This window comes from uncultured Fluviicola sp., from assembly GCF_902168135.1.
Taxonomy (GTDB): domain Bacteria; phylum Bacteroidota; class Bacteroidia; order Flavobacteriales_D; family Crocinitomicaceae; genus Fluviicola.
The window spans coordinates 1-24377 of the sequence record NZ_CABHOL010000042.1; the positions used below are offsets into that span (position 1 = coordinate 1).

The window sequence follows — 24377 nt, forward strand, 5'->3', positions numbered from 1 at the left end:
GTGAAAGGACTTCTTCCGGCAGGGTAGAAAGCATCGCGTTAATTTTGCGTTGTGCTTCCTGAAGGGCTTTGTCAGGGTCCATGTCGTTTTTCAGCATCAATACAACCATGGAAATACCTTCCATAGAGGTCGACTGCGTGTAATCCAATCCTTCCACTCCGGAAAGTGCATCTTCAATTTTTTTGGTTACCGAATTCTCAACTTCCGAAGGAGAAGCTCCCGGATACTGAGTTGTAACAGTTACCACAGGAATGGAGAATTTCGGCATCAGCTCGTAATTCAATTTGGAATAGCTGAGGATTCCGAGGAAACCCAGGACCGAGAAGATCACAACGATCAACGAGGGTCTTTTTATGGCTAATTCTGTAATAGACATATTTCTTAATTTTTAGTTCTTTAAAGACACTATGTATCTTAATTATCAATTATGAATGATTAGAATTATCAAGCCGAATAGCTCAATCTTGATAATTCATAATTTATTCATTGATAATTATTTACTTGATGATCTTAACTTTGGACCCGTTGTCGATATTCAACTGACCTGTTTTTACCACCTTCATTCCTTCTGTTAAACCGGATACAACTTCGATCTTGTCGTCATCTACCGCTCCGATCTCAATTTTTGTCAAATGAGCTTTACCATCTCTGATCACGAATACTTTAGGATCTTTGATGCTTCCTGCAAGACATTTCAATGGAATAGTCAGGGCTTCTTTTGTGCCCCCGAATGTAAACTTCACTTTTCCGGTCATTCCTGATTTCAAAGGAGTCTTCGCCGGATTGGTGAAACGGATTTCCGTGTTAAACTTCTTGGAACCGTCTGCCTGCGGTGAAACGGAAACTACTTTACCCGCAATGGAAGTGGTATTGTATAAGTCCGGGATGATGTTGACAGATTGACCTGCTTTCACGCGAACAACCTGAACATCCAGTAATTTAACGCTCATTTTCAGTGATTTGATATCCACGATATCTGCGATAGCAGTTCCCGGAGCTAAATAACTTCCCTTTTCAATAGCCACGTTTGAAACAACTCCTGAGATAGGGGAAACGATTGTCGTCAGTTTTAAGCTGTGCTGCAGCGTTTTTACTTTGGCGTCAGCAGTATTTACTTCCATTCGCTTATCTTCTACCTGCTGTTTGTTGACAGCTCCGCTTGTAACCATGCGTTCGTATTTTTCCAGGTCTGATTTTGCTTTGTCTAAAGTTGTTTTTGCCAAGGCAAGATCAATGCGGATTTGTTCATTGTCCAGCGTTGCAATTACTTTTCCTGCTGTTACAACGTCACCGTTCTCAATGTTTAAGGTTTTCACACGGCCCGAAGTTTCTGAAACGAAACTCAACTGATGGTCGGGGATGAAGTTTCCGTTCAGTTCGAAATCCTGGGAAACTGTTTCCATTTTTGGTTCTGCAACCGTTACCGGGAAAATGGTCATTTTTTGCTCGGTAATAGAAGCATTGGCGTCCATTTTCTCTTTGTTGCTTCCCAGCTTCGCCATAATTATGACCAAAATAACGATCCCGATCAGGATAGGTAGAATGATTCGTCTGAATACTCCTTTCTTTTTTGGCTGCTGGCCAGAGTTTTTATGTAGTTCTTGATTTTCCATGTTTTTAAATATTTCTGGTTTCAAATGTTCAAATGTTCAAATGTTCAAATGTTCAAATGTTCAAATGTTCAAATGTTCAAATTGAACTTTTAAACCTTTGGAACCCTTTAAACTTTATTATTTTAATGTTCCGATGTTTCCTGTTGACTTAATGAGATCCAGTTCGCCTAGTTTTACCTGTACCAATGCTTTCAGGTAGTTTGTCTGTGCATCTCTTAAGGATGTTTCCGCATTTACAAGATCTGTGACTGTTGCAATACCGCCCACAAATTGTGCCTGCGTTACAGCGTAAACTCTTTGCGCCAGTTCAATGTTGCTCTGCTGACTTGTAAGCGCAGCCTGATTTGCTTTCAGGTTATTGTTCGCGTTCTCGCGCTGCATTTTGAGATTTTCTGTCAGGTATTCTTCTTCCAGGACCGATTGTTCTATTTGGATCTTAGTCTGTTTTACACGCGAGTTTTTAGCAAGCCCGTCGAAGATTGGGATCGACAAATTAAGTCCTAAGTAGGAAGTCGGGAACCATTGTGCATCCTTATTGAACATTCGCAGGTCGTTTTGCATGTTTTGTACCGAAGACTGAAAGCTCAATGACAATGAAGGAAGATAACCGGCCCTGATTTGTTTCAACGTAACTGTGTAGATTTCTCGTTGTGCCTGGATTAGTTCCAGGTCCGTATTGTAGAGTGAATTCATGTCTACAATCGCTGCAGGTTGCTGCTCTTTGGTGTTAATCTCTGTAACTTCAATTGCTCCGTCCAATGGCATTCCCATATAATATTTCAAAAGCAATAATTGTTTTTCATAACTTGATGTACTTGTGATCAATTCCGTCTGAAGATTCGTCTTATTAACGGTCAATTTATCCAGGTCCAGTTGCTTCGCAGCATCATTCTCAAACTGAATTTGAGTGATCTTATACAATGAATCTATCTGTGCCAGGTTTGATTCAACCAATTTCTTTTGAGTAAATGAAATCTGTGCCGAATAATATGCACCTGCAATATCGTAGATTAATTGTTCTTCTGTCTTTCTGGCATTGATCTCTGAAACTTTGAAGTTTTCACGGGTCAGCCTCATGGCATAGATCAGCGATTGATTGTAAATCACTTGTTTGGCATCAACCCCGGCACTGGTGTTATACTTGGTACCAAATTGTACAGGTACCTGTGTTCCGGGTTGACCGATCAATTCTCCGGGAAGAATGGAAGTCTGTAGTTTCAAATTATCCTGGAAAGAGATTGTTCCGTTTACCTGTGGCAAATATTCTGAACGTGTTTCAGCTCTCTTTTCATCGGCACGATCAATCTCCAATTTCGATTTCAGTACACCTTTGTTTTTGGTCAGACCGTACTGAATGCATTGCTGCAGTGTCATCGGGCCCGATTGCGCCCTGGCAAAGCTCATGCTTCCGGCCAAAAGGGCAAGCAGCATCAGTAAGCTCAGGCGAGGGTTGTGTGTTTTCTCCTTCATACTGGTTATTATTTATTGTTATTCTGTGTGTTACGTTTTGTCCATTCCAGGTAGATCCGTGGGAATTCCACACTGATGTATTCCGTGAATTCAATGAATTCAGCCATCTGACGGTTGAATTCGGGTGTTTTTGGAGTACGCTGGTTTAATGCTTCTTTCATGATCTTGATTACTTCAAAGAACTTCTGAAAATTCTCTGTGAAGCTTTCCTGCCACTGAAGAATATTACTTGCAAAATAACGCTTGCGGTCTCCGGGTTTTGTTCTGTAGATTACTCGTTTGGTTATTAATAGGGTATTCAATGCCGAGCTGGTAGTACTTTTGCTGATTCCGAGCAACTCGCGGATCTGATCAAAAGTAAGTTCCGGTTCATCACAAACAATAAGCAGGGACATGATGCGACCTTCCATAGGAGGAATTCCATGCTGCTCGTAGAAAACACCCATTCTTTCGATGAGTTCCCGTTGCTCCTGGGTTAATTGAACGTTTGTCATATGCTTTTTACAGTTAAACCGGAGATTCAATCATCCGGAATTTAGTTCCCGCAAAGTTAGATGGTTTTTTTAGTTCAGAAAGTACCGAACTAAAAAAACTTAAACTTTTAACATTTGTTTGCGAACCAAAATTATGCGGACACATTCGGATGAAGAACAGGAAATCGGTGAGTGGTAGAAAGGAATCGGTGTGCGGATAAAAAACGGGTGTTACGCACAAATTTGAAATTCAAAAGTTGATTTATAAATTTTAATGATCTGTTAAAAATCTAGAATCCGGTTTCCTGCGTATGTAGTTTGTCTCTTTCTGTTAAGAGATAATTGACTATTTACTAATTAATTATGAAAAGGATGAAAAAAATCTTATTCTCGTTTATGCTAGCCGGAAGCATGGCTTCATTGAGCTACGGTTCGAGTCACAGAGAAGCTCCTTTGATTGCAAATGACCCATTGGCAGACAATACCGATGTGTATGCATTCAAAAGCCCTGATGATCCGAATTCTATTACGATCATTGCCAATTACATCCCGGCTGAATTTCGAAATGGAGGTCCGAACTATTACACTTTCGGAGAGAACATTCGTTATGAAATCCATGTAGACAATGATGTCTCAACACCTGGTGACGATATCACCTATCGTTTTACCTTCTCCAGGGTAAACCAGGACCCAACGACGTTCTTTGCTGTTCGTCTGGGTCAGGAAAATGCGAAAACCACCTACATGATCGAAAAAAGTACGGATGGTGGAGCAACATTTACCACGTTTATGACGGGGTTAACGGTACCGCCGCCGAATATCGGTGAGCGATCAATTGGTAATGCACCGGTTGGATTAGGCGCCGCGAATTACGACGCGTTGATTGCAAGTTCAATTTATGCTACTCCTGAAGGTGGACAGGTATTTTGTGGTCCTTCGGATGATCCGTTTTTCGTGGATTTGGGCGGTATTTTCGATTTGGGAGATGCACCGCGTCAAAATAACGGTGGGGTTGTGCGTGACGGATTGGCTAAATTCAATACCCATTCCATTGCGATTAAAATTCCGGTATCTGTTTTACAAAAAGACGGCTTGGGAGTTTCTGCAGCTTCAAATATTTTGGATCCGGATTTTGTTATCGGTGTATGGGCTTCTGCAAGTCGTCAAACAACGCGTACCCTTACTACAGGTTCTCAAAATTACGGAGGAAACTGGGTTCAGGTATCTCGTCTGGGAATGCCTTTGACTAATGAGGCGGTTATTCCTGTCGGGAAAAAAGATTTTTGGAATTCATTGACTCCATACCAGGAATTAGCTGAAACAACTCTGGACGAGCATTTTTACAATCCGGAATTGGCTTTATACATGGATGACAGTTTGTTTGGAGGAGCAGTTCCGGCTTTTGCAGGATTACGTATTCAGCGTAACTCACTGCAGTCGTTTGATTTCGGAAATACAAAAGATGGTTTATGGCCATTGAAAGGTTCTGCAGCAGTTGCAGGGACCGCATTGGATGATGCCGTTTTCGGAACATTATTGTTGCCTGGAGCAGGTAAGCCAAGATCTGTGGATTTATGGCCGATCTTTCATACAGGAGTTCCGAATATGGCACCTTATCAATTGGCGACCGGGAAAAACGGAAATCCTTTGGCAGCCGGAAAACCATTCATCAGCAACTTTTTGCCAAGTGGAGGTGACATGCTGCGGTTGAATATGGCAGTTCCTGCGACTCCCAGAAATAGTATGTCGTTCAGTTCACTGGGGTTGGTACAGGCTGCTGTTTTAGGATTAACAGATCCGGCTTATAACACTTCAACAGCTATTCAATTTATTCCGAATATGGACGGTTTCCCGAACGGACGCCGTTTGGAAGACGATGTTACACGAATCGAATTACAGGCAGTAGGTGGAGTTGTATTAGCAGCAATTGGATTGTGGTACGATGATTACAACGCTTCCTCCTCAGCTCAGTCGCCTGTTACAAACTTATTGCTGAATGTCCTCAATTATTCTACCGGGGTAGAGCAAAACGACGTGGCATTTAAAACCTCATTTCCTTATGTCGCATCACCTTGGGCTGGTAAGGACTAAACAGAAGTTTCACATAAAGTTTTAAAAGATGAAAAATTTAATTAAATATTTAGTGGTGGTGCTTCCGTTTGGAACGGTCTTCGCTTCAAGTCACAGAGAAGCACCGCTAATTGCAAATGATCCACTTGCAGATAATACGGATTTGTACGCTTTTAAGAGCCCGAACGATCCGAATTCAATTACCATTATTGCAAATTATGTTCCTTTGCAAGTGCCGCATGGAGGACCTAATTACTATAGTTTCGGTGAAAATATCCGATATGAGATCCATATTGAAAATGATGGGACTGCCGGTGATGACATCACTTACAGATTCACGTTTTCTCAAACAAATGAAGATCCCACAACGTTTTTTGATATCCGTTTAGGTGCAGAGAATCACAAAACGACGTACCTGATGGAACGTAGTATTAATGGAGGTCCTTTCACTACTGTCATTGCTGCAGGAACTGTTCCTCCGCCTAATATCGGTGCGCGTTCCATCGAAAACAATGTTGTTGGATTGGGTGATACTTACCAAAACTTGATGAGCAGTGCAATCGAAACTACAGGTATGAATGAAAAAGTGTTCTGTGGTCCTTCGGATGATCCGTTCTTCGTGGATTTGGGAGGTATTTTCGATTTGGGTGACGCTCCGCGTCAAAACGGAGGTACTCCGGATGATGGACTTAAATGTTTGAATGTAAGCACGATTGCTATCCAGGTGCCGGTTTCTGTTTTGCAGAAAAATGGCCAGCCTGTAAGTGCAGCTGCTAATATTCTGGACAGCGATTACATCATTGGTGTATGGGCATCTGCCAGCCGCCAGGAAACACGTACCTTAAATCCTTCAACGGGGGAATTTGCTGAATCTGGCAACTGGATTCAGGTTTCACGCCTGGGAATGCCATTGACAAACGAGGCTGTGATTCCGGTTGGACAAAAGGACGAGTGGAATTCAAGAACTCCTTACAATGAAAACCCGGCAATGGAAGATAATTTCTGTAACCCGGAATTGGCTTTGTACATGGATGACGATCTGTTCGGAGCAGCAGTTCCTGCATTTTCTCCCTTAAGAATTCAGCGCAATTCATTGCAGTCATTCGATTTCGGAAATACGCACGATGGTTTATGGCCGTTACGCGCTACAAATGCAGGAGCGGGGACAGCTCTGGATACTTTGTTATTCGGAAATTACCTGCTTCGCGAGGGGAAACCGCGTTCTGTAGATATCCTGCCGATTTTCCATACAGGTGTTCCAAACCTGGCACCTTATCAACTGGCGACAGGTAAAAACGGAAACCCGCTGGCTGTAGGAAAACCGTTTATTAACAACTTCCTGCCGACTTTCGGTGATATGCTGCGTTTGAATATGGCAGTTCCGGCAACTCCGCGAAATTCTCCTGAATTTAGTTCTTTAGGATTGGTGCAGGCAGCAGTTTTGGGATTGACACAAGCTCCTTATAACACCAATGCCAATTTGGAGTTTATCCCGAATATGGATGGATTCCCGAACGGACGCCGTTTGGAGGATGACGTAACACGTATTGAATTACAGGCAGTTGGTGGTGTCGTATTGGCAGCAATTGGTTTGTGGTACGACGATTACACGGCAGGCGGACCGAATCCGGTTACAGCTGATTTGTTAGGTGTTTTGACCTATTCAACTGGTGTTGAGGAAAATGATGTGGCATTTAGCAGCACCTTTCCTTATGTTGCCGCTCCGCATCGTGGAACAGATAATTGTTTGGGTAAACCATACAACTATACGCAACCTGCAATCCTTCCGCCTTCTACTACTGTAGGATTAACGGAAAACTCTGTAAATGCTGAAAAATACGCCATTAAAGCGTATCCGAATCCGTTTACAAGTTCTGTTAGTTTTGAATATAACTTAGATACAGATGCGCAGGTTGAGATTCGTCTGTTTACCTTATCGGGTCAGTTAGTTGGAACGGTTTTACCGATTACCAAGCAATCGTCCGGTAAGCATACGCAAACGTTAAATACTTCAACGCTCTCGGATGGGGTTTATTACGCACGTGTAAACATCAAAAGCCAGAAAGGAAAAGCAAGCAAATTGGTGAAGGTGGTAAAATCGTAAATCACTAAATAATAAAAAACGTAGGGGCGGAAAATTTTCCGCCCCTACGTTTTTTATATAAATCAGCTTTTCAAAATCCAAAACTTGCTTTGGCTCGTAACTGTATCAGTTTTGCTATGATTTTAAACGCTAAACACTACAGTTATGAAAAAAAATAAATACAATTTTTACTTGCTGGCAATGACCGCTTTGTTGGGTGCTTCTTCCCTGATTACTTCTTGTGATACTACAAAAAAAGAAGAGAAGGTGGTTGCCCTGAAACAGGGGTTCCGGATTCCCCAGCTGCTTGAACGCGAAAAAGACCTGTCTTACGATGAGTTTTTACAGCTCAAAGAAAAATTCAATAAACTTTCTTTTGAGGCAGAAAATGAAAAAAACAAAATTGAAAGTTTAATCAAATTGTCAGAGATCTATATCTACGAAGCACGTGTTACAGGAGAGCATCCTTACTATTATAATGCTGCACTTGTAACGTTGAACGAAACTTTGAAGGATACCGCAAAGATGACCGCCGATCAGCATTTTACAGCTCTGTTCTATAAATCCACTGTCCAGTTGTCCCAGCATAAATTCAACGAGGCATTACTGACTGGCAAAAAAGCATTGGCCTTGAATAATACCAATTCCGGAATTTACGGGGTATTGGTAGATGCGAATGTAGAAATAGGAAATTACGAAGAAGCCGTTAAGAATTGCGATAAAATGATTTCCATTCGTCCGGATTTGCGCTCGTACAGCCGCATTTCATACCTGCGTGAAATTTACGGGGATATGAAAGGAAGTATTAAATCCATGGAGCAGGCCATTGAGGCAGGAGCGCCGTATTCCGAATACAAATGCTGGACAATCGTAACCATGGGGAAAATGCTGGAAAATCACAATCAGTTAGACTCCGCACGTGCTTATTACGAATTTGCAGCCAAAGAAAGAGCAAACTATCCGTTCGGAGTTGCCGGAATGGCAAGCATTGAAGGTAAACTGGGGAATTATGCAAAAGCTGATTCCCTGTATACTGTTGCTCTGAATGCAGTACCAGAAATCAGTTTTGTTATGGATCAGGCCAAATTGTACCGCAAACAAGGGAAAAAGGCTGAAGTGAAACGATTGATCCCAAGAATTGAGTCTATGTTCCAGGAGGATATTGAATCCGGGCACAATGTTAATATGGAATTCGCATTCTTCTTATTGGATTTCAAAAAAGACTACAAACGGGCACTTGATCTGGGGTTGAAAGAATACAAGCTTCGTCCGAACAACATTGATGTGAACCGTCTGCTTGCCTTTGCCTATTACGCCAACGGGGATAAAGAGAATGCAACCAAGCACATCAAAATTGCGATGAAAACCAACAAGCAGGACGGCGATTTGTACTGTATCAGTGGGTTGATCAATAATGACAAAAAACAAATCAGGAAAGCTTTCTCAATTGATCCGTACCAGGACCACTTGTTTGCAGAACGTGCTAAAAAGATGATTTCCTGATTCATTTTAAAAACTATCTGCTATGAAAAATATTCCGTTTGTTATGAATGGCAAGCAGCTGTTGCTGCTGATCAGTATCGTTCTGTGCTCAACCATTGGCTTTTCTCACGGTATCAATGGAATTGTGATTGATCAGCAATCCCAGGGGATTCAAAATGCAAAAGTAAGTTTGCTGGGCTCTGTCAAATCCGTTATGACTAATGGCTTGGGAGAATTTGTGTTGACAGATGTGCATTTGGGAGATTCGATCCTGATTGAAAGCCAGGGATACCAAAAACGCACTTTTTTGATCGATAATGAAAGCTATTTTGAAAAGAATGTCTTATTCCAGTTGTTAGAGAATTCTACCGAATTAAGCGAGGTAAAAGTGACCGGTAACAGAACGCATTTAACACAAACTGCCAATATTAACCTGACCCTGCAGCCGGTTCGTTCCGCACAGGAATTGCTGACCCTCGTTCCGGGGTTGTTTGTGGCACAGCATGCCGGAGGCGGAAAAGCAGAGCAAATGTTTCTGCGTGGATTTGATATTGATCATGGAACCGATGTAGCACTTTCCCTGGATGGAATGCCGGTAAATATGGTTTCTCATGCACATGGACAGGGATATGCGGATTTTCACTTTGTGATGCCTGAAGTAATTGACAGGATTCATTTTGAAAAAGGTCCGTATGATGTCACAAAAGGGAATTTGGCGACTGCAGGTTCAGTAGACTTTCAGACCCGTGAACAATTGTCCAAAAGCTTTGTTTCCGGAGAATACGGGATGTTCGATCACAAAAAGATCACAGCCGGGATAAAGGTCCTGGAAAACCAGCGCAACAATGCTTATTTCGCAGCCGATTATTATCAGACGGACAATTATTTTGAATCTCCGCAAGATTTCAAACGGATCAATTTCTACGGAAAATATACCGGTGTCATTTCTCCCAATTTCAAGATTACAGTCTCGGCATCCACCTTTCAAAGCAGTTGGAATGCATCCGGGCAAATTCCGGAAAGAGCGGTTAAAAACGGAATGATCTCACGCTTTGGTGCCATCGACAATACAGAAGGAGGAAATACTTCCAGGACTAATGTCCAATTGGGAGTGATCCAGAAGATAAATGCTTCTTCCTCTTTGAAAAGTGATTTTTTTGTTTCCATGTATGATTTTTCGCTCTTTTCGAATTTCACTTTCTTCCTCGAAGATTCTCTCAACGGAGATCAGATCCACCAATACGAGAGCCGAAAAATCTATGGAGGAAAAACAGAATACAAAAAGACTTTTTCATTCAATGAAAACACCACCTTTAATTTCACGGGGGGAGGCGGATTCCGTTATGATGATATCAACAACATCGGGCTTGCACAGACTACCGGGCGTACGGAGCTCCGAAACCAAATCCAACTGGGTGATATCAATGAGTCGAACATCTTCGGATACATTTCCGGTAAACTGGAAATCAACCGGTTTGTTCTTAGTGCTGCTTTGCGCGCGGACAATGTTAATTTCTACTACAACAGTCTGAAAGACAGCGTTTATCAGCCCAAAAGTATTTCTCAAGCCGTTCTTTTGCCTAAGTTATCGCTGTTGTACAATGCAACTAATAACGTACAGCTTTACCTGAAATCCGGCATAGGCTATCATTCCAATGATGCGCGTGTATTACTTTCTTCGGATAAGTTAGATAAAAAAGCTCTTCCTTTAGCGCTCGGTACGGATTTGGGTGCTTCCTGGAAAATTACGAAAAACCTGTTGTTCAATGGGGCTTTGTGGTATTTGCTTTCCGAGCAGGAATTTGTATATGTTGGAGATGCAGGAGTGGTGGAACCAAGTGGCCGCTCGCAGCGTTTGGGTTTTGACGCCGGAGTAACCTTTCAACCAACAAAATGGTTGTTTTTGTATTCCAACCTCAATTACTCTCACGCACGTTCGGTCGCTGAACCAAAAGGAGAAAATTACATTCCTTTGGCTCCTGTTTTTACTTCCGATGGAAAAGTGCAGCTGAACTTCAAAAAAGGAATTTTTGCCACTCTTTCTTACCGCTATATGGGAGATAGAGCTGCCAATGAAGACCGCAGTGTGTTGGCAAAAGGGTATTTTGTGAACGATTTTACCTTGGGATACCAGCATAAATCGTTTGTGATTACCGGTATTGTCAATAACCTGTTCAATGTAAACTGGAACGAGACACAATTTCTCACAGAATCCCTGCTAAAAGATGAATCACAACCCGTATCGGAAATTCATTTTACTCCGGGTACTCCCTTTTCCTGCAGGCTTCAGGTAAAATTTATGTTTTAATCTTCTTCGACTTATCAAGTGCTAAGTGGGACTTGTGTAACAATGGTCTTTTATTATGTAATGCTTTGGGTGGGATTAAAGATCACCTTTGACACCACAAAAGAGTATTCATTTTTAAAACAAACGTTATGTCAACAGTAGAAAAAAACACAAATACCAACTCAGAAAAAAAAACAGAGTCATTTAAAATTTCGGGAAACTGGACTAAGCAGTCTCAGTTGTTAAAAGAGAAATTCAATCAATTGACAGATTCAGATTTGAAATTTGAACCGGGCAAGGAAAACGAATTACTTCAACGAGTAGAAACAAGATTGAACAAAAAACGTGAAGAGGTGATTAATATCATCAATAAATGTGAAGTTTAATCCTTGTTTAAGGATAGTTCAAAAACAGTAAGGAGCATCAATAGTTCCTGTTTCTAGATCTTAAGTGAAAGGTGTCTGTAAGTTTGAGCGACAGACAGACACTTTTTAGTTTAAATATCATGTGTACCAAATTCTTTGAAAGTGAATCTTTGACGGAAATTATGCAGTAACTCATGGACACCGGCTAAGAACTTTTGCAGTATTAAACATCATTACACAAAATTGAAATTATGAAAAAAAACAACACATCTTTTTGGATACTGCCTATCCTGGTGATCCTTCTTGCAGCTTGTACAACAACAAAAGCAGAAAAAGTGGATCAGGCATCTGAAGATGTTCAAAATTCACAGGATGATTTGGATAGAGCCAATAGAAACTATGCAAAAGAAGTCGCACTTTACCGCACATCGATAGAATCTGATTTGAGAGAAAATAAATTGAAGATTGCAAAGCTTCAGGATCAAAAAACAGGCTTGAAAGGGGAAGTTTTAGGATTCCGGAATGAAAAAATTGCCGTCATGCGGAAAAGAAATGACGAATTGGAGTTGCGTATACGCCAATACAGAGTCGACAATAAGGAATACTGGAAAGAGTTTCGACATGAATTTGACACTGATATGAGTGAACTGGAAAAATTGTTAAAGGATTTTGAAAAGACAATGTAAAATAATACAAATAAACAATTAGTAAGAACAGATGTTCTCTATTGCTAAAATCAATAGTAGGGCAGTTATTCTGAGAATTGGTTAGAAAGGGAGTACGCCTCGGCGTCTCCTTTTTTTATCGGGAAAAAAAATGGAAAATCAAGTAAGTAATACGCTATTAAACAGATTTCGGAAATTTGTTAGTTCCTCCTTGGGGTTTTTAAGTACGAAACACAGAAAGTACCAAATCCATCAGGTTGAAACAATGAGGATTATGGCCCGGATCATGGAAATTAAAAAAAAGCGTCCTGAACTTTCCAGGTACCTGGATGAAATGCCTGAGTTTCCCGTAAATGAAAATGACTCCAAAATTAAACTGGCAGACTTAAGAAGATACCATAACAATCTATTGGAACTGCTTGAAAAATATGAACTGGAATCGAATAAAAGGTATTGGTTTATCTGATTCGATGCATCAAACAAGTGATTGATGTAAGGTTTAGTATTTAAGGTGTAATGCTATATCATCCGCATTAACCAACCTTTGCATGTGGAACTTCTTCCACATTTATAAACGATAAAATGAAAAAAATAGGATTAGTATTATTTGCCATAATCGGAATAGGGTTAACGGTAAACGCTCAGGAATCAGATAAATATGACCGCCGGGAGAATTTTACCTTCGGTGCCCGGGCAGGGGGTAATTTATCCAACGTTTGGGATTCGGAAGGTGAGGATTTCGATGCCAACGCCAAATTGGGCTTTGCAGGAGGGGTTTTCGTCGGGATTCCGATCGGAAGATACATTGGAATTCAACCGGAAGTACTATTTTCTCAAAAAGGATTCAAGGCTTCGGGGACATTGCTGGGAACTTCTTATTCTTACAAGAAAACAACAAATTGGATAGATATTCCACTCCAGTTTCAAATCAAACCGCTGGCTTTCCTGACGATTTTAGTCGGTCCGCAATTCTCTTTTCAGCTCAGTGAAAGGAATGAGTATCGTTTTGGCGACAATAGTTCCGCACAGCAGGAAGAATTCGACAATGACAACATTCGAAAGAATATCTTCGGGATTTCTACAGGATTTGATATTAACATCTACCACATAGTTGTTTCCGGAAGAGCTTGTTGGGACCTTCAAAAAAATAAAGGAGACGGCACTTCGACAACACCCCGTTACAGAAATCAGTTCGTTCAGCTAACCATCGGATTTAAGATCTAGTTTGCTTGCTATTTGTCGAACAGGTCATTTGAATAATTTCAAAATCAAATGGCCTTTTTTTATGAATGATTTTTTAATTTGTTGATAATCAGAAAAAAATAAAATGAAAACAACTTAAGCTGTGCTAAATTAGCTTACCTTCATCGATATTATAATACAAACCGATTTTGAAAATATATATCAAGTACATGGTCAGCCTTCGCTGCAAAAAATTGGTTGCTCAAGAACTTAAAAAACTGGGAGTCGTTATGCCAAGGATCAATCAGGGTATGGTTGAGTTCCAGGAAGAATTATCTGCAGAACAGGGAACCCGGTTCCGGGAACGGATACTTAAGTTAGGATTTGAAGTTCTGGATGACGAAAACAGTAAATTACTGGACCGCATTTCAACATCCATTTCTGATCTGATCTATAAGCACCCTGAAATGTCCAGGCAGCAATACCCGGATCATTTAATTGAAAAATTAGGGTTTAATTATTCGGAGATAACATATTTATTTTCGGAAGTACATGGTGTTAATTTACCACAGTTTATTATAATACAACAGGTGGAGCGGATCAAGGAAATGCTGTTGTATGAAGATCTGAGTGTGAAGCAAATTGCCCTGCAGCTCCATTATCGGAATGGCACTCAATTGACAAGGGTGTTTAAGAAGATCACTGATTTGACACCATTTTACTTTAAGAAAATGAAAGAAAAACGAATGGAGGTCCAAAAAGAAGTGAGTACGACGTAACAACAAATGATGCATTCGGAGGATCAGTTAAACGATCCGTGCCCCCACGACATTATCCAATAATAACTCTTGCGAAAAAAAACTAAGAACAGATACAAATTATTCTATCACATCTTATTTTACTTAATACCTCATGATTTGAAATTGTATATAAAATACATGGTAAGTCAACGCTGCAAAATGCTGGTGGAATATGAATTGCAAAAACTCGGCTTACACTCACTGGTGGTAGATTTGGGAGTCATTGAGATCCTGGAGGATATTTCAATGGATAATCGTGAAATCCTGAGAGCAAATTTGTTGAAATCCGGTTTAGAGCTGCTTGAAGACAAAAAAAGTATCCTGATTGAACAGATTAAAGGGGTGATTATAGAAATGATCCATTATTCGGAAGATCAGCCCAAGGTTAATTATTCTGATTATATCAGTGAAAAACTGAATTACGACTACACTTATCTTTCCAATATCTTTTCAGAAGTGAAAGGAATTACCATTCAGCAGTTTATCATTGTAAACAGGATCGAACGCGTCAAGGAGCTTTTATTGTATGATGAATTGAACCTCACAGAAATCTCTTACAAGTTGAATTACAGTAGTGTAGCCCATTTGTCGAATCAGTTCAAAAAAATTACGGGTCTTTCCCCATCTTTTTACAAATTGTTAAAACAGAAACGGAACAACAATTTGGAAAATTTCTGATCGGGTTGTTATATATCCGTTTTCGACCATGCAGATGGTTTTTGGGTATTTGCACAGGTTTGATACGGAATCACTCGCACCGAAAATATACGGATAGCTTGAATTCCTAAATCCTAATAAAACGTTAAATCCGGTTTTGCTAGCCAAATAAGCCCTATTTTCACGAGGCAAATTCAAATTTGAATCAATATGAAAATGACAATTACAAACAAAGCGGTCTTATTCCTGGCTTTCGGGATGCTTTCTTTAGGAGCAGCTGCACAAAAGATTACCGTACCGGCACCAAGTCCATTACAAACAGTTACACAAAAATTCGGTTTGGGAGAAGTAACTGTTGAATACTCCCGACCTGCGGTGAAAGGCCGTACGATCTTCGGAGATGTTGTTCCTTATGGAAAGATCTGGAGAACCGGAGCGAACGCAACCACTAAAATCACCTTTACCGATGAAGTGAAATTGGAAGGAAATGTGGTTAAACCGGGAACTTACGGTTTATATACTGTTCCGAACAAAGACAGCTGGGAAATCATGTTGTACAAAGATTTGACTTTGAACGGGAATGTCGGAGATTACAAAACAGAGAACGAAGTAGTGCGTTTCAAGGTGAAATCAATGAAAATCCCGATGAAAATGGAATCTTTCATGATCAACATCGGGGATGTAACACCAACGGAAGCGAAATTGATGCTGCTTTGGGAAAACACGGTGGTTGCTGTCAAAATGACAACGGATATCGACGCACGCGTAATGGAAAGCATCGATGCATCTATGAAATCCGACAAACCGGAATACTTCAGAGCTGCAGGTTACTATTTTGACAATGGAAAAGACCTGAAAAAAGCATTGGAGTGGGCAACAAAAGCAACAGAGGAAAACCCGAAGGCATTTTATATGTTTAACCTGAAGGCACGCATCGAGTACAAACTGGGTGATAAAGCTGCAGGAAAAGCAAGCGCAGAGAAATCAATTGCTTTGGCTAAAGAAGCGAAGAGCGATGATTACGTTGCCTTAGGCGAGAAATTGCTTTCAGATAATAAGTAATCCGAAAAAAAGATTTGATAAGCCTTTCTGCTTCGACGGAAGGGTGTTTTTTGAAAACACTTTTCGAATACATGAAAGCCCGTCTTTAAATGTTAGACGGGCTTTTGAATTTTAGTGTTTCGGCTCAGCCAGCCAAAAATCGGTCATCAAATGGTAATCGCTCAGGGTATTGAGAAATGCGATCAGCAGTGTTTTTTCATTCCCCGGCAGCGGTATCCCGTTTTCCAATAGCGGATCAAGCGTAGAAGAATGCTGAACTCCGGTTGCATAATGGTTTAAAACATCATTCAGGGTATAATATCTCCCATCATGCATGTACGGATAGGTTAGTGCCACGTTGCGCAGACTAGGAACTTTAAACTTTCCTTTGTCGTTTTCGTTCTGTGTAATCAAAAAACGCCCTCCATCGGAAAAAGACTGGTCCAATCCGTTGTTTCGGAACGAATAATCTGTAAACAGCGGTTCGGTATGACATTGACTGCATTTTTGCTGAAATAGTTCATATCCCTGTTGTTCGGCATCGGTAAAGGTTGCTTCCCCGTGCTTTACCTGGTCGTACTTCGAATTATTGGAAACAATCATCATCATATATTGAGTGAGGGCCTTTAGGACCCTCTGATCTGTAACGTCTTCGGTTCCGTAAGCTTCTTTAAAAAGCTTTTTGTACTTCTCGGATTGTTGCAACTTAGCGATAATATTGGCAAGTGTTTCATTCATTTCCACCGGATTGGTCAGCGGAGCAATCGGCATCACTTCAATGTGATTGATTCCTCCGTCCCACATAAAAGACGGAGACCAGGCCATGTTTGCAATGGATGGAGAATTTCGTGTCCCGAGTAAATTATTCACTCCGGGGCTTAATGCCGTGTTATGTCCGGCAAAAGCATGCGAATTTGCATGACAGGATGCACAGGAAACTGTTCCGTCTGAGGATAAAAACGGATCATAAAACAGTTCTCTTCCCAATGTAAACTTCTGAAACGTTTGCTTATTATTATCAAAGTTATAAACCGGTTCCGGAAAGTAATCCGGTTTGGAGAATCCCCACTTTTTATAAGGTTCTACCTGTTCCTTTTTACAAGAAACAATCAGACTGCCAACTGCAATAACAGCAAGCAGCCTGATCCATCTCCAGTTACTCATGAATGTGTTCGAATTCAAACGAGCCAAAGAAATCATCTGACATTGTTTTAGCACCTGAACCAGGCATGTGAATCATTGAATTCCCGCTTACACTTCCAACGGTCTGCCACAATGTTTGAGGGGCTGCTTCCAGGTGAATTTGACAATGTCCGTTTCCACTTACGGAAAGGCTGTTTCCAACAAACGTATGCGACTTTTTGGTAACCACATTATTTACACCGGAGAATCCTCCTAAATGAAAGGCGAACGATCCGCCCATGGACGCGTTTGGTGAAATTCCTTCCGCTTTCAGCATAATATAACCGGAATTCCAGCTCCAGAACATGCCCAAAGAAGGCGACAAAGCTCCGTCCTGTGCGCCTGAAACGTTGCGTGTACTGTCAACACCCAATACATATTCGACCTCGGTGTATTCTCCATAAGGAACGCCGGTCAGCTGCATGGAAGGAGTGGTTCCCTGGGCAGATAAATCCAACAAAAAGTAGCTGTTTGGCTGTGTCCACCAGCTTCCGTCAGCTTTTTTCAAACGGATATTGGAAATGTAGTATTTGAATGTTGTAAAGTTTAAGGAGTCTCCGGTTAAGGGATTGACTAAATCTGTATTCAATTGAAACTCCAGACTGTCCTGCCAGGTGTGTTCTATTTTCAGGACAACGTTATCTGTTCCCAAAGTTGCTGAATCGGTTGGTTCGATTTTGTCTTTTTTGCATGCGGCAATAGCAGACAATGCAAGGGCAATAAACCCTAGTTTAAAGGTGTTTTTCATGTTTGTTTTTCTTTCTTAATAAAAATTAATCGGCTCGGGTTAAGCGGTTAATTTGATATCAGAAGAAAAACAAGGTGGTTTGAAACAACAAGCAAGGTATTGCTGCTTCAAAGAATGCCGGTAAATACCGCCTTTGAAGCTGCTGTCAGCTACAGAAGAAAATTCCGCACCAATTGCAGGGAAGTTTTCGATGTAGAGCAGGAACTCGGCAGATTTGATGTGCTTGGGATTAAAAGGGGCTTTAGATTCGTGGTAATCCGATTCGATCTTTTTTAATTGCTTTGAAAGGTAACACTGTCCGTTACAATGCATCAATGGATTATCCTTGTTGATACAATACAGTTCCGTAATGCGAATCTGATTGACTTTCCAATCGATGAAAATAACAGTCTTAATTGACGCTTGAATCAAAAATGAACAAATAATCAAAAAAAGTACTATTCTTTTCACAGTGCGAAAGTAAGTGTTTTTTGGAAGTGATTTCACATGTGCAATTGAAATATTTCGATAGAATTATTCCTGAAATCCTTGTAGCTTTACGTTGCAAAAAATCCGATGATCTGATGCGTCTTTTGACAGAAACTTGGTCAGGAGCCGCAAAACACAAATAAACTTATGAAATTCTTAGTGCTCCTATTTTTTGTAACCCTTATAAGCGGTCATTTACTTGGCCAGGTCGTTAATACGGGTATGACAGCGAATTATGACTCCTTGGAAATCGGAAAAATAAAGATCGGAGGCCTGGTTGATGCTTATTATGGATTCGATTTCAATCATCCGGAAACTTCCGACAGGCCCTATTTTGTTTCATCATCACGCCATAATGAGATTAATATAAACCTGGCCTACATCGAATTGCAGTATATCAATAAACGTGTACGAGGGAGACTGGTTCCCGGATTCGGGACCTATATCAATGCCAACTATGCCAATGAAAAAGGAAGTCTGAAAAACCTGGTTGAAGCAAACGTAGGAGTTCGCATTTCGAAGAATAGAGATATCTGGGTTGATGCCGGAATTATGGGGTCTCCTTTCACCAATGAAACGGCGATTTCAAAAGATCATCCCATGTATACCCGTTCATTTGCTCCGGAATACGTGCCTTATTATTTGACAGGAGTAAAAGTTAGTGCACCGATCGGAAAAAAAATAAAGGCATACGGATATATTCTCAACGGCTGGCAGGTCATAAACGATGTAAATAATCCGCTTTCGGTGGGAACTCAGGTAGAATACCGTCCATCAAATAATGTACTCATTAACTGGGATACTTATGTGGGAGATGAGTCCTCCAAGCTAACACCGGAAAATCGGACACGCTATTTCACGGATGTTTATTTCATTTATAATTCTTCCCGCAAGTTTTCAATGACCTCATGCGCATATATTGGTCTGCAAGACAAAAAGGATACATTGGGAGTTAAATCCCGGGCCGTTTGGTGGCAGGCTAATGTAATCGCGGCATATCAATTTACCAAAGCGATTTCATTAGCAGGTCGAATAGAATACTTTAATGACCTGAAATCCGTACACGTTGTTCCGATTACCTCTGTAAAAGGATTCGATGCCTATAGTGCCGGGTTGTGCCTGAATGTGAAAGTGGGAAACAATGCCCTTTTCCGATTGGAAGGGAGATCGTTTTATTCAGACCGGAAAATGTTTATCGGCGAAAACAAACAGGAAACGAATTGGAGTAATCTGTTGATCACGAATTTAACGGTTTGGTTTTAACACATCATTTCTTCTGTTCTCCCGTATCAGTAAACTTTCTTCTACACTTCCGGTTGTTTACCTTTTTGCAAAAATAACTGGATAATCCCCGCGATAATCAACACCAACATACAGCCTATTACGTTCAGCCAAAGGAAGGAGATCACATCGATTGCGTAAATACCGATTACAATCACTTCAGTGATGATCGCTCCCCAGAAAACGGCTAAGCCGCCAATTCTTTTCAGATAGAATGCCACCAGGAACATTCCTAAAATAGTTCCGTAGAAAAGGGATCCCAATACGTTTACAGCTTCAATCAAACTTCCCAGTTTGCTGGCAAACATAGCAGTGGCAATGGCAAAAAGTCCCCAACCGAATGTGAACCACCTGGAAGCTTTGTAATAATGCAACTCGCTTTTGTCTTTCACCCACATCCGTTTGTAAAGGTCAATAACTGTGGTCGAAGCCAGAGAATTCAACGCTGCGGCGATACTTCCCCAGGCCGCCAGGAAAATCATGGCAATCAGTAAACCGATTAAACCTTTGGGTAGGTTTTCCACTACGAAATAGAGGAAAATGTAATTGGTATCGTTGGTATCCGCAGTACTATTGGCTTTCTTCATCACCGCCAAAGCATCTTCACGCACTACTTTTGTCTGTGATTCGATCTGAAGGAGGTTCTTTTGTAAATGATCGATTTCCGGCTGGTTTTCGGCATTCAAAGCATCTGCCAGTTGGGTGGTTTGCACCTGTCGAATGGTGTTCAAAGAATCATGTTTTGCCTGAAGTGCACGGAATTCTGTTTTGTATCCGGAAGCCAGGACCTTATCCACTTCTTTCTGATTGAAGAAGATAGGCGATTGGAAAAACATATAGAAGACAAAGACCAAACTTCCCACCAGTAATATCAGGAATTGCATAGGCACTTTCACCAAACCGTTCATGAGCAATCCTGTCCGGCTTTCTTTGGTATTCTTAGCCGTCAGATAACGCCCAACCTGCGACTGATCAGTTCCGAAATAGGAGAGGGCTAAAAAGAATCCACCGATCAATCCGCTCCAGATGTTGTACTTGTCTTTCCACCACGCGGAATCTGTAACATCAATCTTGGTTTCAATGACATTCAGTTTTCCCATTTTCCCGGCAACATGCAAAGCATCGGTGAAGCTGACATTTTTCGGAAGCATTTGAACAACCAGGTATCCGGCCAGGAACATCCCGATGAATACCACGATCAATTGCTGCATTTGTGTATAGGTCACAGCTTTCGTTCCGCCTGTCACGGTATAAATGATAAGGAATCCTCCCATTACGAGGTTCGTGTAATAAATATTCCAGCCAAGCAGGGAAGCCAAAATGATAGAAGGGGCATAAATACTGATTCCGGTTGAAAGTGCACGCTGCACCAAAAATAAAATAGAAGCCAGTGAGCGTGTTTTCAGATCAAAACGCTGTTCCAGGTACTCGTAGGCCGTAAAAACTTTCAGCTTGTGATAAATCGGGATAAAAGTAACACATAGAACGACCATGGCCAATGGCAGCCCGAAATAGTACTGAACAAAGCGCATTCCATCGGTATAAGCCTGACCCGGTGCCGAGAGGAAAGTAATAGCGCTCGCCTGTGTTCCCATGATGGAAAGCAGGATCAGGATCCAGCTCATGGAATTACTGCTTTTGAAATAGCCGTCCAGGGTCTTTTCGCTCTTGCTTTTATACAAGCCGTAACCGATGACAGCCAGCAATGTAATAATCAGTACAATCCAATCTATCGCGCTCATGAGAAATGTCGGGTAAAAAAGTAAAAGAATACGATCAGCACTGCCAGTGCACCGATCACTCCGGCATATGCCCAATTCCAGTTTTTATGATCTTGATCTTCACTCATGAAATCTCTTTCTTGTATTTGAAACCGTAGGGGGGAGTCGCGACTTACCCCTACGGTTTTATTATTTGTTTTGCGGCAAGCTCAACAAGTTCACAAACAAACGGTAAGCACCCGGAATTCCTGCCGGTAACTCCCGGAAAAACACCAATCCCGTGTATACGAAGTTCCCTTTTCCGTGTTTTGCAATGATAAGGCTTCCGGAACTTGGTTTTTCGTTCGGATCGTGCATCGAAAAGACGGTTTCATAATGCGGGTCCATTTCCGTAGCAAAATAAATCCCGCGTTCCTGCACCCAGCCTTCAAAATCCTTTTGCGTAATGATATTCGGTGTGTTCAAAACCGGGTGTTTCGGATTGGTGAATTCTACGGCTGCATTGTCAACTGTTACACGGTCCCTGGAAATGGTGAACGGAAAAGGACCGATCTTCGTTTCCATCGGAGCAATGCGGTTATTGGTGTTGTATTGAACGATCAGGTTTCCTCCCTGCTGTACATAATTCATTAATTTGTCATAATATACACGCATGCGGTCGTTGGTATTGTAAGCGCGAACACCTGTTACAATACTCGCATACACGCTCAGATCTTCTTTCGCCAATAATTCATCTGTCAATAAGGTCACGTCGTAACCGATCTGCGTTAAACAAGCTACCACATTATCTCCGGCCCCGGGAATGTATGCGATCTTATTGTTTGTTTTCTTTAAGTCAAGGAATACGATTTTTGCTTCGGCATCGCTTAAGAAGAACTGGTAAGGGATGTGGTCGTATTCAATGCGTGTTATGCTTTTGGTATATTGACTTCCATCGATTAAAACAGAAGCACGCAGCTGTCCGTCTTTTCCGCTCTTTTCAGGGGTAAGTATGGCTTTTACGATTTGTTCGTCGCCTTTTTTCTCCAGGTTTACTTCCGGATTTTTAATCTCTATTTTCCAACCTGCAGGAACGGCAACTTTTACGGTTCCTTTTACTTTTGCCTGGTTTGCTTTAACGGTAAAAGAAATTTCTTTCGGAGTCATGGCACTGAAGACAAAGACCTGGTCGGTGATATTGATCGTAACCGGAGGCAGGATCTCAAACGGACGGTAAACTTCTCCTTTTACAGGGTCCGTGGATTTGAAGACCAACCCGCGTTCCACATCGAAATTTATTCCATCGATGCTGATATGGTAAACAACGCTTTTTGCAGATCTGTTCTCCGGGGTTCCGATCAAAGCAGAATTGCTTACCGTATACATTCCAATGGTATGTGGTTCTGCCAGCCAGTAAGGGGTTGAGTATGCACTTGTCTTCGGAAGAATTTCTTTTTGCTCAATCGTTTCCAGTTTGTTTTTGTTCAATGTAAGCGTTGTGCTTTTGTCCGTTTGACCGATGAATGACAAACCATTCAGCTTCACATTTCCAATGTTGCGTGCAATAATCTGGTTTGAAATAGTGATTTCACTTCCCGGAACGGCGCTGTAATCAGAAACCGTTGATTCCATCCATAAACCGGCACATTGAATGATCAGTTCCTGACAAGCCTCAAGCTTCCGGTTTTTCCAGTAACAAACATTCGGATCTTTCTCGTCAAGCTGCTGCAATTTGGTATAAACATTTTCCAATGCAGGAAGAGAACCTTCCGGGTGCTGCGGATTGAAATTCGCGATACAGGCATTTAATAAATTTTCAATGTCTGCAGAAACCGGAAGACGTTTCCAGGAAGTATTCACTCCTTCAAAGATGTCCTTTTCAGCCGGTTCGCCTTTTAGGAATTTAAAATATTCGATGCTTTCTCCGCGTTGTTTTGCCGATCCGAATCCCTGGCTTTTATGCATCGAACGGCTGTTTGCAGCTACTTCACCGTAACTGATTCCGAGTAACGGATTGTAAGTTCCCACATCCAGTTTTAACTGGTCTTCCGAGGTTGTATTGTTTCCCCCGAAATTGAAGGTATTCCAGAAAATGCGTTTTGTTTTCCAAACTTGTACTTCTTTGAGTTGTTCCGGGAATTTGGTCGGATCAGCTGCCAGGTCAAATGCTTCCATGGCCAAGATTGCCGAAGCGGTGTGGTGTCCGTGTCCACCTTCACCTGTTGTAGGGAAACGGCAGATGATCACATCCGGTTTGAATCGGCGGATTGCCAATACAACATCTTTTAGAATGCTGTCTTTGTTCCAGATCGTAAATGTTTCTTCCGGGTTTTTGGAGAATCCGAAGTCGTTTGCGCGTGTAAAGAATTGTTCTGCTCCGTCTGTTCTTCTGGCAGCCAGTAGTTCCTGTGTACGGATAAGCCCCAGAGCTTCGCCCTGTTCTTTCCCGATGAGGTTTTGACCGCCGTCCCCACGAGTAAGTGATAAATAACCGGTGCGAAGGTTTTTCTCTTTGGCAAGATAACCTAATAAACGGGTGTTCTCGTCATCCGGATGCGCAGCAATGTAAAGTACCGAGCCAACGGTGTTTAGTTTCTTGATTCCCAGAAGGATTTCCGCAGAATTTAATTCCGGGGAAGTTTGAGCGATTAAGTTTTGTCCGAGAAAAAATGCTAGAGCGAGTGAAAATAGTTTAATCATGCGTTTGTAAAGTGTAATATCGTGCGCAATAATACAGGAAATCTGGCATTTGATGACTAAGACCTTCCGGTCTTTAACAATTCTTTAAGGAAGTTTGCAAGGAGGTGAAG

At 41.4% G+C, this 24377-nt stretch carries 21 protein-coding genes; 12 read left to right on the top strand and 9 right to left on the bottom strand.

Annotated features, from left to right (window positions below; translation table 11 throughout):
- The 4 genes from QZT69_RS14220 to QZT69_RS14235 form a co-directional block, all read right to left on the bottom strand.
- Nucleotides 1-376 (bottom strand): efflux RND transporter permease subunit (locus tag QZT69_RS14220; protein ID WP_294675742.1); only part of this gene is annotated, 376 nt, incomplete at its 3' end.
- A gap of 121 nt (nucleotides 377-497) precedes the next feature.
- A complete protein-coding gene (locus QZT69_RS14225; RefSeq protein ID WP_294675749.1) occupies nucleotides 498-1613 on the bottom strand; it encodes an efflux RND transporter periplasmic adaptor subunit in 1116 nt (371 codons plus the stop codon).
- A gap of 117 nt (nucleotides 1614-1730) precedes the next feature.
- Nucleotides 1731-3083 (bottom strand): TolC family protein, encoded by a 1353-nt coding sequence (locus QZT69_RS14230; protein WP_294675754.1) that lies wholly within the window; start codon nucleotides 3081-3083, stop codon nucleotides 1731-1733.
- A gap of 8 nt (nucleotides 3084-3091) precedes the next feature.
- Nucleotides 3092-3577 carry a MarR family transcriptional regulator gene (locus tag QZT69_RS14235; protein ID WP_294675758.1) on the bottom strand — a complete coding sequence of 162 codons (486 nt, stop codon included), beginning with the start codon at nucleotides 3575-3577 and terminating at the stop codon, nucleotides 3092-3094.
- Between the two features lie 351 nt (nucleotides 3578-3928).
- Between QZT69_RS14235 and QZT69_RS14240 the strand changes: the two genes are divergently transcribed.
- The 11 genes from QZT69_RS14240 (at nucleotide 3929) to QZT69_RS14290 (ending at nucleotide 16209) form a co-directional block, all read left to right on the top strand.
- Nucleotides 3929-5647 carry a DUF4331 domain-containing protein gene (locus QZT69_RS14240; RefSeq protein ID WP_294675762.1) on the top strand — a complete coding sequence of 573 codons (1719 nt, stop codon included), beginning with the start codon at nucleotides 3929-3931 and terminating at the stop codon, nucleotides 5645-5647.
- Nucleotides 5648-5675: 28 nt separating this feature from the next.
- A complete protein-coding gene (locus QZT69_RS14245) occupies nucleotides 5676-7730 on the top strand; it encodes a DUF4331 family protein (protein ID WP_294675767.1) in 2055 nt (684 codons plus the stop codon).
- A gap of 144 nt (nucleotides 7731-7874) precedes the next feature.
- The gene (locus QZT69_RS14250; protein WP_294675774.1) at nucleotides 7875-9212 is read left to right on the top strand and encodes a hypothetical protein; all 1338 of its coding nucleotides are present in this window, start codon (nucleotides 7875-7877) and stop codon (nucleotides 9210-9212) included.
- Nucleotides 9213-9234: 22 nt separating this feature from the next.
- Complete coding sequence (locus tag QZT69_RS14255) at nucleotides 9235-11499, top strand: TonB-dependent receptor plug domain-containing protein (RefSeq protein ID WP_294675776.1); 2265 nt, start codon at nucleotides 9235-9237, stop codon at nucleotides 11497-11499.
- A gap of 128 nt (nucleotides 11500-11627) precedes the next feature.
- Nucleotides 11628-11864, top strand: coding sequence for a hypothetical protein (locus tag QZT69_RS14260; RefSeq protein WP_294675783.1), 237 nt, complete (start codon nucleotides 11628-11630; stop codon nucleotides 11862-11864).
- Nucleotides 11865-12094: 230 nt separating this feature from the next.
- On the top strand, nucleotides 12095-12529 hold the full coding sequence (locus QZT69_RS14265) for a peptidase M23 (RefSeq protein WP_294675790.1): 435 nt from the start codon (nucleotides 12095-12097) through the stop codon (nucleotides 12527-12529).
- A gap of 265 nt (nucleotides 12530-12794) precedes the next feature.
- The gene (locus QZT69_RS14270; RefSeq protein WP_294675796.1) at nucleotides 12795-12974 is read left to right on the top strand and encodes a hypothetical protein; all 180 of its coding nucleotides are present in this window, start codon (nucleotides 12795-12797) and stop codon (nucleotides 12972-12974) included.
- A 116-nt stretch (nucleotides 12975-13090) separates the two neighbouring features.
- Complete coding sequence (locus tag QZT69_RS14275) at nucleotides 13091-13732, top strand: porin family protein (protein WP_294675810.1); 642 nt, start codon at nucleotides 13091-13093, stop codon at nucleotides 13730-13732.
- 167 nt (nucleotides 13733-13899) lie between these two features.
- Nucleotides 13900-14469, top strand: coding sequence for an AraC family transcriptional regulator (locus QZT69_RS14280; protein ID WP_294675814.1), 570 nt, complete (start codon nucleotides 13900-13902; stop codon nucleotides 14467-14469).
- A 159-nt stretch (nucleotides 14470-14628) separates the two neighbouring features.
- A complete protein-coding gene (locus QZT69_RS14285; protein ID WP_294675822.1) occupies nucleotides 14629-15168 on the top strand; it encodes an AraC family transcriptional regulator in 540 nt (179 codons plus the stop codon).
- A gap of 189 nt (nucleotides 15169-15357) precedes the next feature.
- Nucleotides 15358-16209 (top strand): DUF2911 domain-containing protein, encoded by an 852-nt coding sequence (locus QZT69_RS14290; protein ID WP_294675825.1) that lies wholly within the window; start codon nucleotides 15358-15360, stop codon nucleotides 16207-16209.
- Between the two features lie 111 nt (nucleotides 16210-16320).
- Here the strand turns inward: QZT69_RS14290 and QZT69_RS14295 are convergent, their stop codons facing one another.
- The 3 genes from QZT69_RS14295 to QZT69_RS14305 are packed head-to-tail and all read right to left on the bottom strand — an operon-like array spanning nucleotide 16321 to nucleotide 18529.
- Nucleotides 16321-17388 (bottom strand): cytochrome c peroxidase, encoded by a 1068-nt coding sequence (locus QZT69_RS14295; protein ID WP_294675834.1) that lies wholly within the window; start codon nucleotides 17386-17388, stop codon nucleotides 16321-16323.
- On the bottom strand, nucleotides 17345-18118 hold the full coding sequence (locus QZT69_RS14300; RefSeq protein WP_294675838.1) for an MbnP family protein: 774 nt from the start codon (nucleotides 18116-18118) through the stop codon (nucleotides 17345-17347). The genes QZT69_RS14295 and QZT69_RS14300 overlap by 44 nt, the downstream gene beginning before the upstream one ends.
- 39 nt (nucleotides 18119-18157) lie before the next feature.
- Entirely contained in the window at nucleotides 18158-18529 is a 372-nt protein-coding gene (locus QZT69_RS14305; protein WP_294675844.1) for a hypothetical protein, read from the bottom strand.
- Between the two features lie 204 nt (nucleotides 18530-18733).
- On the opposite strand from QZT69_RS14305, the gene QZT69_RS14310 reads away from it, so the two are divergent.
- Nucleotides 18734-19849 carry an outer membrane beta-barrel protein gene (locus QZT69_RS14310; RefSeq protein WP_294675852.1) on the top strand — a complete coding sequence of 372 codons (1116 nt, stop codon included), beginning with the start codon at nucleotides 18734-18736 and terminating at the stop codon, nucleotides 19847-19849.
- A 41-nt stretch (nucleotides 19850-19890) separates the two neighbouring features.
- Here the strand turns inward: QZT69_RS14310 and QZT69_RS14315 are convergent, their stop codons facing one another.
- Together QZT69_RS14315 and QZT69_RS14320 are read right to left on the bottom strand one after the other, a co-directional pair.
- The gene (locus tag QZT69_RS14315) at nucleotides 19891-21609 is read right to left on the bottom strand and encodes a sodium:solute symporter (protein ID WP_294675858.1); all 1719 of its coding nucleotides are present in this window, start codon (nucleotides 21607-21609) and stop codon (nucleotides 19891-19893) included.
- A 168-nt stretch (nucleotides 21610-21777) separates the two neighbouring features.
- A complete protein-coding gene (locus QZT69_RS14320; RefSeq protein WP_294675861.1) occupies nucleotides 21778-24267 on the bottom strand; it encodes a PIG-L family deacetylase in 2490 nt (829 codons plus the stop codon).
- Nucleotides 24268-24377: the final 110 nt, after the last annotated feature.